Origin of the sequence: Leptospira ilyithenensis (assembly GCF_004771005.1) — a bacterium.
Taxonomy (GTDB): domain Bacteria; phylum Spirochaetota; class Leptospiria; order Leptospirales; family Leptospiraceae; genus Leptospira_A; species Leptospira_A ilyithenensis.
The window spans coordinates 77,572-89,690 of record NZ_RQHV01000007.1; the positions used below are offsets into that span (position 1 = coordinate 77,572).

General features: G+C 43.2%; 8 protein-coding genes. 4 read left to right on the top strand and 4 right to left on the bottom strand.

What is annotated here, in order from left to right; genetic code table 11:
• Positions 1–5: 5 nt before the first annotated feature.
• Both EHS11_RS02145 and EHS11_RS02150 read right to left on the bottom strand, forming a co-directional pair.
• Positions 6–515: a chemotaxis protein CheX gene (locus EHS11_RS02145; RefSeq protein ID WP_135762780.1), complete on the bottom strand. Its 510-nt coding sequence runs from the start codon at positions 513–515 to the stop codon at positions 6–8.
• Entirely contained in the window at positions 516–1,625 is a 1,110-nt protein-coding gene (locus tag EHS11_RS02150) for a hypothetical protein (protein ID WP_135762781.1), read from the bottom strand.
• A gap of 79 nt (positions 1,626–1,704) precedes the next feature.
• On the opposite strand from EHS11_RS02150, the gene EHS11_RS02155 reads away from it, so the two are divergent.
• Both EHS11_RS02155 and lpdA read left to right on the top strand, forming a co-directional pair.
• Entirely contained in the window at positions 1,705–2,445 is a 741-nt protein-coding gene (locus EHS11_RS02155) for a class I SAM-dependent DNA methyltransferase (RefSeq protein ID WP_135762782.1), read from the top strand.
• Between the two features lie 42 nt (positions 2,446–2,487).
• Positions 2,488–3,915 carry a dihydrolipoyl dehydrogenase gene (lpdA, locus tag EHS11_RS02160; protein ID WP_135762783.1) on the top strand — a complete coding sequence of 476 codons (1,428 nt, stop codon included), beginning with the start codon at positions 2,488–2,490 and terminating at the stop codon, positions 3,913–3,915.
• Positions 3,916–4,282: 367 nt separating this feature from the next.
• Here lpdA and EHS11_RS02165 read toward each other — a convergent pair whose 3' ends face one another.
• Entirely contained in the window at positions 4,283–5,119 is an 837-nt protein-coding gene (locus EHS11_RS02165) for an alpha/beta fold hydrolase (protein WP_135762784.1), read from the bottom strand.
• Positions 5,120–5,166: 47 nt separating this feature from the next.
• Between EHS11_RS02165 and EHS11_RS02170 the strand changes: the two genes are divergently transcribed.
• Together EHS11_RS02170 and EHS11_RS02175 are read left to right on the top strand one after the other, a co-directional pair.
• A complete protein-coding gene (locus EHS11_RS02170; RefSeq protein WP_135762785.1) occupies positions 5,167–5,556 on the top strand; it encodes a DMT family transporter in 390 nt (129 codons plus the stop codon).
• Positions 5,553–7,358, top strand: a complete 1,806-nt coding sequence (locus EHS11_RS02175; RefSeq protein WP_281282542.1) for a sulfatase — start codon at positions 5,553–5,555, stop codon at positions 7,356–7,358. Before EHS11_RS02170 ends, EHS11_RS02175 begins: the two co-directional genes overlap by 4 nt.
• A 1-nt stretch (position 7,359) precedes the next feature.
• Here the strand turns inward: EHS11_RS02175 and EHS11_RS02180 are convergent, their stop codons facing one another.
• The gene (locus tag EHS11_RS02180; RefSeq protein WP_246047524.1) at positions 7,360–11,997 is read right to left on the bottom strand and encodes a beta strand repeat-containing protein; all 4,638 of its coding nucleotides are present in this window, start codon (positions 11,995–11,997) and stop codon (positions 7,360–7,362) included.
• Positions 11,998–12,119: the final 122 nt, after the last annotated feature.

Below are 12,119 nucleotides of genomic sequence, written 5' to 3' on the forward strand. Positions count from 1 at the left end.
AATATTTATTTCTGCGGGTATTTTTCCAGCAATAAAATTGTATAAAGTCTTCCCAGGTATTCCTCTTCCCGTCTGTCTTTCAGAAAAAAAATCAAAATGTATTGTCTGTACCTTTCCAAAGAGATAGGGACAAGCTTGTGGTTTAAGTTTTCAGGAGGTAGAATGTCTATTTCAAATCGCCCGAGTCGCATTTCGGAAATAAGTTTCCCACTAATTTGGTTGGCAAATTCCATCATGATGGAGGAGGAATGTGCTTTGGATGTGGAATCAATTTGAAACGATTTTGCAATACGAGGAAGTAACTTAAGTTTGGTGTAGCCGTCCAATCCCAGATAAACTTTTCCATTCAGATCCCCCACAAATTCTACACAGGTGGCATTTTCATAACAAAATCCTTCGTTTTTTGAAGGACCGTAAGCCTCTCTCTCCGCCTGGACTTGGAGTGTTTTCTGAAAATGTTCCGGCAGAACCTGAGAAACGCTTAAGATGAATTTTTCGTCTAGGAGTGGATCCATCTATGCCGCATTATGCAGAATGCTGTCTTCCAAAGATCGATAGGCTTTTTTGATCCATTGGTCGAATCGAATCCCCGGTTCCGTCTTTGAAGAATAACCTAATGCCAGTTCGCAGTTGAAGTCCAGCGAATCCAATTCTTCCACAAAGGATTGAATGAAAGTTGTAAATTTTTCCAAATTGGAATTCGGAATGAAGCCTGCGATGATGTGATCTTCCAGTTGGAATAAGCCGATATCGCTGAATCCTTTCTTTTTTACGGCTTCGTTCAAGCAGATTGCAAATTCCTGCGAATGAGAGGAGTTGATAAATTTGAGAAGGATCAGATTTTGGTGAAGGTGGGAATAAAAACGATCCTTTGCAGTAGTATAAAAATGAGATTTGTTGAATAGATAAGTTTTGGGATCACGAAGTGCCTTATGGTATTCTTTTTTCTCCAAAAGTTTTTCGGACAACAGAATGGTTGATTCCCAGAAAGAGTTGATTTCATTTTCAAAAAATCTGTCTTTTGTTTCCAGACAAATCAAACCGAATAGACTTTGGTTCAAAGAAAGAGGCAAATAAAGTTTACGACCCGATCTGTTTAGTGAAGGCAATAATTCTAATATTCTGTTTTGTTCATATTCTTCCCAATCCAAGTCGTTGGATTCCGAATCGATGAGAAGACTGTCTTTTTGCCAAAAACATTCCGTGAATCCGAAGCCATCATAATACGCGTATAAGGTGGAGGATATCTTTTTGTTTTTTTTCGGTAGAATGTATTCTTTGACCGTTTCCGAAAAAAGGTTTCGGTTGTCCCTATTCTTTAATTCCTTTGCCATGGAAACAGGATCGGTGTCGGAAAAGAAAGGAATCTCGGGTATCAATTCCGAATTTGCGGTTTGAGTCTCCGGGTTTGGATCTACCGGAGCGGTTTCTTCAGAAACCATAGTGGAAACATTCTCTTCAAATTGAGCCGGAACCGTGCTCATTTCTGAGATTGCATACATAAGAAGGCAAAGCAGTAATGTGGAAGTGAGAAGGAGACCGAATGTGGTCCAAGAAAAATACAACCAAAATTGGAGTAAAAGCCCCGTGCTAAAAAAAATAATAGGAATTAAATATCGTTTCATGATAGATTTGCCGTTACTCTTTATAACGGGCAGATTTCCAAATCTCTGAAATGATTTTCTCTCCGAAAGCAACCACAGAATGAAACTTTATACCGAGCTCGCCGAATACTATTTTACCATTGAAGAAGCCGGCAGAAAGTTCTCGGAAGAAGTCGATTTTCTCAGGGAAACTTTCAAAAGACATAAAATCGGAACCATCATCGATATAGGTTGCGGAACTGGGGAACATGTAAAGGAAATCCAAGCCATGGGTTTCAAAGTTCTAGGTGTGGACGCATCCCAAAGGATGCTCGAAATTGCAAAAGTCCGATATCCCCATTGCCATTTCGAATATGGTAAGATGGAAGATTTTGTAGCAAAACAACCAGTAGATGCCATTGTGTGTCTTTACGGAACTTTCAATTATCTATTGAACGATGATGCTCTCATCGGTTTTCTTCGCAATACTTATAAAAATCTGAAACAAGCGGGACTTATCGTCTTTGAAATTTGGAATGCGGATCCAATCCATCGCATCAAAAGAAAGCCTATAACCGTTGTTAGCAATGTTCGTCAGGGAAATATTTCCATCCGCCGTAACCGTGGATTTCGTATGACAAGAGCAGACGATATCGCCATTGTGGAAGTGAATTACATTTATAATCTGAATTCGAAAGATGTGAAGGACCGTCATACGATGAGAGTCTTTCATTATCCGCAGATACAAACTTTTTTAGATGATGCCAAATTTGAAATATTGCATGTTTATGGAAGTTATGCTGAGGAGAAATACTTAAAAACAGGGGCAAGGATTCTCGTCGTAGCAAAAAAGAGATCTTGACTTCCTTTTTCAATCTGTTATCCCAATGAGTTGGGAGAATATATGACTGATACATCCAAATTCCAAGTAGTAGTGATCGGAGGAGGACCGGGAGGTTATGTCGCGGCAATTCGTTCCGCGCAACTCGGACTCAGTACTGCAATCATTGAAAGAGAAAGACTCGGTGGAATTTGTTTGAATTGGGGATGTATTCCCACCAAAGCTCTGTTAGAGAGTGCGCATGTTTTGGAACACTTGAAAAAAGCCGCAAGTTTCGGATTGAAAGCGGAGAACGTATCCGTAGAATTCGAACAAGTCATCAAACGTTCCCGTTCCGTTGCGGATCAAATGGCAAAAGGTGTCGAGTTTTTGATGAAGAAAAACAAAATCACTGTTCTCAGCGGAGATGCGATTCTCAAAGACAAATCCAATATTGAGATCAAAAATGAAAAAGGCGAAACAAGTTTGGTTTCTGCCGAATATATCATACTTGCCGTAGGAGCCAAAAACAAAGCTCTTCCTTTTTTGCCATTTGACGGAGATAAGGTGCTTTCGGCAAAAGAAGCAATGATCCAAAAAACCGTGCCTAAAAATCTTGCTATTATCGGCGCGGGTGCCATTGGGGTGGAGTTTGCCGATTTTTACCAGTCAATGGGTTCCAAGGTGACGATCATCGAATTTCAAGATCATCTTTTGCCGAATGAAGATACGGAGATATCTCAGATTCTGGAAAGAAGTTATAAAAAAAGGGAAATAGAACAATACTTGAGTTATGCGGTCGAGTCTGCTACCGTTTCCGGAGCCGAGGTGGAACTTGTATTGCAGGACCGTAAGTCTGCAAAGAAAGAAAAATTGAAATTCGATAAGGTGATCGTCGGCGTAGGGATTGCACCAAACACAAGTAATATCGGTCTGGAAGCGATCGGTGTCAAAACAAAAAACGGATTTATTGATGTGGATGCGAAGTATAGAACGTCAATAGATACCATTTATTCCATTGGGGATTGTATTGCGACTCCTTCTCTTGCCCATGTGGCGAGCGCCGAAGGGATTCGTGCTGCGGAAGATATTTCCATTAGAAATGGAAACCCGCATAAGGTCAGCATCCATCCTTTAAATTATAATTATATCCCCGGATGTACTTATTGTCATCCGGAAGTGGCGAGTGTGGGGCTATCGGAGGCAAAAGCACTCTCGTTAGGTTATGAAGTTCAAATCGGTAAGTTTCCATTTACCGCCAGCGGTCGTGCTCAAGCGCAAGGAGATACTACCGGTATGGTAAAGATCGTTTCCGATAAAAAACACGGAGAGATATTGGGAGCACATATCATCGGAAGCGGCGCTACGGAATTGATCGCAGAGCTAACATTAGGTGCCAATATGGAAGTCACGGTTCGCGAACTTGCAAATACAGTTCATGCCCATCCTACCATCTCGGAAGGAATTATGGATGCAGCGGCGGCGGTCTTCGGCGAAGCGATTAATATTTGAAATCCGAAATTAGTTTCCGCTTTGATCGCATAACCAGCTATTTACGAATTAAGATCTTCGCGCCAGGGATTGCAGTGGAAACCCTTCGCTTTCATGCGAAGGTTGGAACGGAAAGCCCGGTCGGGGGTTCGATCGGTTTTTGTCATCCGATAGATCCGAGGCGCCCAAAAAACAAAAATCAGAGAAAGCTTTCCGGAAGGGAGGTATAGGATGGATTTTGGTATCCCCGCCCTGATTTGGGTGGGGAACTACACCCGCCTCCCAATGTGTTCCTTTTAACATATGTTAACTTATTTGTAAAGTGGAAGTCTGTTTTCGTTAAATTTTTTAAAACAAAGTTCGGCTTTCTGCCGTTTGGGGGTGGTGGTTAGAGTTCTAACTTCATTCTCAGCCAATCTAACGTTTGTTTGGGATTTTCAAAGGGGAAAAAATGAGTGATCTCGGGCCAAATGGTGACGGAGGAATTCGGATTTTTTTTGGTGATGAGTTTTGCGAGGTCAGGGCTGCAGACTTCGTATTTTTCAGGGATCAACACATGGACTTCCCGAGAGACCCTATAAAAATTTATGAATATATGATAATGCGAGTCGCCGAATATCTGCGCTTCCACTCTCGGGTCACAGCATAGTTCCACTTCGTTTCCATTGCCCGTTTTTTTAAGGCAAGAGTTCAAATAATCTTCAAAGATAGTGTCGTTAAACTTTGCGAAGGCGGGAAACTGACGATAGGATCTTTTCACTAGTTCCATGGAGCTGAAGATTTTTCTTCTTTTTGATGCGCCCTTTTCCAGGGGGCTCTTTAAAAATTTCCCCATCGTTATCATTTTCCAACCGAGGATGACCGGGTCGAATGTTATCAGTTTTTCAAATCGTTCCGGTTCTTTGACGGAAGCAAGTATTGTAGAAGCGCCTCCCAAAGAATGGCCTATGGTTTGAATCGAATTTATCTTTTCGTGGTTGAGAAGGGATAAGATCTGGTCCCGAAAGAAATTCCAATTTTTAAAATCCAAACTGAAATCACTTTTTCCATGTCCTGCAAAATCCAATGCAAGAACCCGGTAGTCTTTTTGCAAGGCCTCGTGGTAATACTTGTAACAACCGGCGCTGTATCCGTTGGCATGGCAGAACAGAAGGGGAGGTTTGTCTGATTCATAGTCGTAGTATGTTAGATTGATTCCTCGGAAAGCAAAGGATTTTGTTTTCATTTTTCTATTTGACCTGCTTACAAATCATTCCAAATTGCCAGTAACTCATGCAAGTCCAGATCATCCTAGTCTTCTGTATAGCTGTATTCTTCAACGCTCTTGCGAATATATTGATTAAATCCTCTTCCTTACAAGATGCGCAAGGCCAAGGCACTTCCTCTCCGGTTGGAATCATTTGGACGATTTTAAATCCTTATTTTATTGCGGGTCTTGCTTCCTTCGGACTGGCACTTCTCGGTTATCGGTTTGTTTTGGGCAAGGGGCTCAAGCTTTCTCTCGCCTATCCGGTGTTCACTTCCAGCGGATTTATCATCGTGCTCATGGCATCTGCTTTCTTTTTCAAAGAAAGGTTGAATTGGACTCAGTGGATTGGGATAGCTTTCATTATGATCGGTGTTTGGCTTACCGCCTTGCAAATGTTTGATGTTGAATCTTGAAACCTACTTGCTTTTTTCTGATATCCCTTTGCCTGTTTTTTTGTAAACCCTCCCCGAAAGTTTCTTTCCCCGTCCCCGAAGTTCCGAGCAAACCCAACATCATCTGGATTGTAATTGATTCCTTGCGGGGGGATGTGATCGGAAGATACGGGGTTACCCCCGAATTGGAAAAATTTTCCAAAACTTCCTATGTATTTGCAAACCATCTGGTCAATGCGGCTTGGACAAGACCCTCCACTCTTGTATTTTTTACCGGCAAGTATGCTTCGAGAAACCCTGTCAATTTTTGGGATTACCCCGCTCCTAAAAACGAAGTAACAGCTTTTTATGAATCCGAACTTTTTCCTTTGCCAAAACTTTTATCACAAAACGGGCTTAATACGGTCATGGTGGGAAACAATCCTTTCGTTACGGATAAAAACGGTTTAGGTGTGAATGTTGGTTTTCAAACTCTGCATGAATATTCCCATTTGAGCAATGACACTCCACAGATTACAAAAAAAAGTTTGGAAGTCATTGCCTCTTTTTCGGAAACTAAGAAACCTTTTTTCTTTTTTTTGAATTTCAACGATCCTCATAAACCTTATACTCCCCCCGCCGGCTTTCGGGAAAGAATAAAGTCGGATGAAATTATGGAGGAAAGAAAGCGGGATTATCTCGGAGAAGTCGCTTATGTAGACGAAGAGTTGTCCGTTATATTTGATTCTTTAAAAAAGAACGGACTTTGGGACAACACTTGCATCATCATAACGGCTGACCATGGTGAGGTGATGCATCCTGAACATGCGATCTCTCCTTTTACAGGAACAAATACTTTTTTCGGACACGGGCAGGATTTATTTTTGGAAAATATTTCCGTTCCTCTCTTGATCAAATTTCCAAATCAAACAACAAGCGCGGTTTTAAAAAACAGAACTCGTTCCATTGATTTGTATCCTACGATTTTGGAATTGTTGGGAATGGAAAAAAAATCAGGGCTCGACGGAGAAAGTTTGTTTCCTATCATTCGCGGTGAAGAGACCAAAAAACGGTTGTACTACGGAGAAACAAGATCCACTCAAGGAATCGGAATTGAAAACGATTTTCTTCTACAACGATCCTATCGTTTCCATGAGTTAGGACGATTTTGGGAAGGAGGAGTCGGTAGGGAAACTTTCTATTTTTATGATGTTTCCAAAGACCCGGAACAAATCCATCCGATTCGATTTTTGGACATTTCCGAAATTAAAAACTCGGAGCTTGCAAACGATAAGAAGACAAGGATTGAGTCTTTATGGTCGCGTATCCGATTGACGGAACCAACTTTGACCCGTTATACGATTCGCCTGAATCCCGGACAATTTAAAAAAGGGACTTTGAAGGCTGTAGCTCAGGTGAATGTGGGCCGAGTCCGTATCCTTAAAAAAAACACCAATCCTGCTTTGGAAATTTCCCAAACGGAAAGACAATTGACCGTTCTTTGGAATTCGGATAAATACAAACAATTCGAAGGTAAACCGCAGGATTCGGAAGTTATCTTTGAAGTCTACCCTGATGTGACTTTCCCAAGTTTTCATTTGTTTCAAAATGATTTGGAAATTACCAACGGACATTTGGGCGCGGGCTCTTTTGATTTAACACCTGTTGGCTGTAGTTTGAATTGCGGAACCTTGTATGATTCTCCTATCGGTTCACCGATTCCTGCAAATGAAACCCGCTTGCAAGTTTGGAGATCCGGAAATAATAAAAAAGAATACGTTCGTTCGGATAAATTGGAGACAGACGCGGTGAATATACTTCGCAAACAAGGTTATATTCAATAAATCAGTCGTTATCGTTATTGGTTGCGCTGACGTCCGTCGGATTGATTCCGTTATAATTCGTATCTCCGGAAGTGATTGTTCCTGTGATAATAGAGTAAAGAATATTTCCATCTATCGCACCTGCATCTTCTACTCCGGTGATCGTAATCGTTTTGGGAGTGCTCCAACAATCCACACCGGGACAACTTCCGTCAAATTGAACATTCGCGACTGCGATCGTTCCTTCCGCCGTATTGGAAGAGCTGAGAGGAATCGTCACAGTGCTACTCGGTTGACTATTCAAACGAATTGTAAAATTGGCAGTGCTTCCCGACTCGGTTGTCACAAGCCCGGCTGTTGGAGTGATGATGACGGAAGCAGTATCATCGTCCGTATTGGTGATGGAAACATCAGGTAAAGTTTGACCGTTGAAACCGGTTCCTCCTCCTGACAAAGAACCCAGTTGTGCTAAAAAATTGATATTTCCATCTACACTGAAGTCGTCGATCCCCGTTACATATACATCTTGCAAAGTATTCCAATTGCCAGTTGTAAAACTAAGACTTGTCGGAGAAGTGGTTCCTTCCGATGTGTTGTTGCTCGTGATCGTTCCAAGTGTGACGCCGGATGCGGGTCTTGCGCGAAGTCTGACTTGAAATCTTGCCTGCCCGCCCGCCTCAGTTGTGTTAAGTGCCGGGCTTCCCACAAGTCCACCGCTTGCATTGGCACCGCCTGCGCCCGGGCAGGAAACTATGCTCGAACAAGGAATGATATCGAATATGGTTTCTATATTACTGCCGGAAGTAGGCAGTGTATAGGCGGATAAGGATTGATAAAGAACGGAACCGGTGCCTCCTGTTGTAACTTCACCGGAAGACGAGGTCAGCGCGATGGTAAAATTCTGATCTCCGGATACTCCTGTATTTACGCCTGTCATTGTTACCGTTTGCGATGAACCATAGTTAGATGGAGTGAACGTCAAAGTCGATGGACTGAACGTTACAATTCCGCCAGGAGTAGGAGTGTAACTCACCGTAATATCGGCAACCGGTTGGGAACTTAAGATCAAATCAAAAGCGGACTGTGCTCCCGACCAGGAAGTGAGGAAAGGGCTAGGGGTCTGGTTGCTGACTGTATAACCTGAAGTATCGTTGTCGGTTAAAGTCAAACCGGGATCTGTCGGATCGTAACCATTATAATAAGCGTCTCCCGAAGTGAGTGTGCCGACTTGGATCGGACAGGAAATCGTTCCGTCATTTGCTGCATCGTCATTTGGAGTAACAGTGATTTGGTTGTGAGTGCCTGCTGTATTCCAATTGGAAGAGTCCAACGTAACAGTCGTTGAGGAAATGGCAAATTGATCCACTGTCGGACTGGAAAGTAGTCTGCAGGGATAAGATGTACTCAAGGAAATCGGAATCGTAACGGAACTGCTGGGAGCTTGTACCAAAAAAATATATATTTGGAATGCGGCGGCATTTTCCGCCATGCTCATGGAAGCAGGAGTGGAAATAGTCACCTTGCTTACAGCAACATCATAGTTGATCAGATTGGCTGTTGCGCCCGTAGCTCCTACAAAACTATTGTACCAGGAAGGTGTGCTTCCCGACTCGGTTCCCCCCGATACCGTTACCGTATAACTAACATTTGCTGTATCCCCGTTATCCGGCTCCCCCCGGATTATAACGTCGACGGGAATATTCCAATTGGTGGAATCAAAAGTATACACATTTGAGCTTGCAAGCACATCGGGACCCGTGGATACAAGGATTCTTCCTTCTGCGGAATTCGTACTTGTGACTGTTACTGTGACGGAGTTTCCCACAATCGGTGAAGTAGCCAATTGCAGCTGATAGGTGGTCTGCAATCCGTTCTCTGCTGTAAATGCTTGAGAACCCGCTTTCAAAGCGAATGCTGCTTTGTTAGGTGACGGATTATCGTCATCTGTAATGGATACCGTCACATCGCTCGGGTCCTGCCCGTCATAATCCGTGCCGGAAGAAGAAATCGCACCTAAAGTAAAAGTATGATTTCTTGTTAAAATCTCATCATATGAATCGTTCGATGGAATGATTGTTACTGTTTGATTTGTGTTCCAGTTTGCCTGAGTAAAAGTAAGACTTGCTGGAGAAAATGTATATTGAGTAACGTCCGGTGCGGAAAATACCTCCGAGCTCATAGGAATCGTGACGGAACCTGTCGCACAGTTTGCTAAAGTCCCGGGGGTGTCACAAGGTGCTGAATTGAGTCTTACAGTAAAGGTTCCGTTGGCGCCTCCTTCAGTAACAGAGACAGTTCCTGTGGAAATGGTAAAACCTTTTGTGTCATTATCAAGCAATGTAACCAATAGATTTCCGGTTGCAGGTGTGTAACCGGAAATGATTTGATCCGGCCTGAGCCCTGCATAAAAAGAACCGACGGCTACCGGGATATTGATGTTCACCGGAATGTCCCCGTCATCGAATGCATCCGTAACGGAACGTATTGTGATTGTTTGTGCAATATCCCATCCGCTTGTTGATGAAGATCCTGTAAAATTATTTGCCTGTCCGTTCGTAGTAGTGAATGTTAGGCTGCGAGAAGTGGTAGGATTGCCACTGCTATCCAAAACAACGATCTCGGAAGTGTCCGAACTTACAATGGGTCCGATTGTAACGGTGGAGCCGGGTAAAATAGCGAGTTTGATTTCAAAAGTAATCGTAGATGTACCGTTTTCGGAAAGAGTCAACCCGGAAGAAATATTTTGCAGTATTACTTGAGGAGTGCCGCTATCAACATTGGTTGCACTTACGGAAGAAACGGACATCCCGCTGTACTTGGCATCGGCCGAAGTGGCATTGGCAAAATTGATATTTACACTTCCGTTTCCATCCAGGCTTCCATCTAACACTGATGTGATTGTAACCGTTTGGGCAACATTCCAATTGGCAGTAGTAAAACTGAGACTGGAAGGAGACACGGTTATCTCTGCGGTATTGCTGGATGTAATACTTGTTAAGTTGACGGTTGCTGTCGGTTGGGAATTCAGAACAACTGTAAATGTCGTGGATATGGGGCCAGCATTTTCATTTACAACCAAACCGGATGCAGGCGACATTGTAAATCCCGCCGTATCGTCGTCTGTAACCGAAATACTGACCGAAGAAGGAATTGTAACGGAGTCGTAGCCTGTATCCCTGGAACCGGAAGACGTATCCACGGAACCGAAGGAAATCGTCACAGATCTGGTATCCTCATCAATCGCATTGTTTTGTCCTGTAGCCGTAATGGATTGGGGCACATTCCAGTTGGCGGAAGAAAAACTCAAAGTAGCCGGACTGACTGTCACTAGTCCTGCGTTAGACGAATTGATGCCAGTGATATTTACTGTTTGGCCGGCAGGAGGTCTGGAAGTCAGACTGAATGAAAACACCTGGGATCCTCCGTTTTCGGAAAAGCTGACAGCGCTTGTCGGAGTGAGTGTAAATCCTCTGGTATCATCATCCGTATTTGTGACATTGGGAAAACTCGGAGCAACGGGACAAAGTGGCGTTGCAGGAGGAATACAAAGTGTACTATTATAATATCCGTCACTTGATGTTGCGGAACTTGCAACGATTGTAACTGTTTGATTTCCATCCGCTTCGAAATCATTCACACCTGTCACAGTGACAAGCTGGGGAACATTCCAGTTTGCGGAAGTGAATACCAAAGAGGACGGCGTTGCTGTTCCTTCCGTCGCAGGGGAAGCGACAATGGATGAAATGGTAACGTTCCCGGTAGGAATCGTATTCATTACGACTGAAAATTGTGCGAGACCACCTGCTTCTGTTATAGTTAAGGGAGTGTTGCTGACGACTGTAAATCCGGCAGTATCATTGTCGGTATTTGTTCCTGTCGCAACGGGAACAGATTTACCATTGTAAGACGGATCATCGGAACTGGTAAGCCCGGCGGAAATTGTATAATTTTGGGCACCGTCAATGACAGCTCCGTCATCCGCACCTGTTATTTCAATGTATTGAGCGGTGTCCCAATTATCATAAGTAAATGTAAGAGTCGTGTTAGGTGTTGTTGCATCTGCAGGAACGGAAGAAGAAAATCCGCTCAAGGTCACAGGTCTCATCGGTCGTGTTTGCAAAACATAATAGATTTTTGCGGTAGTTCCGTTTTCGGAAGTGAGAAGTCCGCTCACAGGATTTGTGGCGACTCCTGATGTTTCATCGTCTGTGTTCACTAATGGAATGATGGGGAGACTTTGTTCCGCAAATCTTCCATCCTCAGTAAGCCAATTCCCCAAACTGACCTGATAGGAAATGTTTCCGTCACTGAGTGAATCATCAAGTCCTTTGATCGTGATTGTTTGGACCGTATTCCAATCGGATGGAGTGAAAGTCAGATAATTGCCACCGACTAAGGCGCCTTCCGTAGTATCCGAAACGGAGATCGGCCCGATACGAACTTCGCTTTTGGGTTCAAGGTTGAGTTTGACTTCGAAGCTGGCTTGTTTTCCGGATTCACTTGTAAAAAGGTAAACATCTGCATCGTAGATCAGATTGCCTTTTTCCGAAGAGCCGCTGAAGAATGCTCCGAGCCAAAGGAAAAGATTGGAGCGTACGATAGTTTGGCAGGAAAAAGTGAAGAATAAAATACAAGCTAACGTTAGGTGAATTTTTTTCATCACTGAATCCGAACGACAATTACCAGAATAAAAATCGCTTTTCTTTTCCGATACTTCTCTTTATATATAACGTATCAAACCCTTTGGATTCCCGGCTCTTTTTTAAGAAACGGTAAATAAAT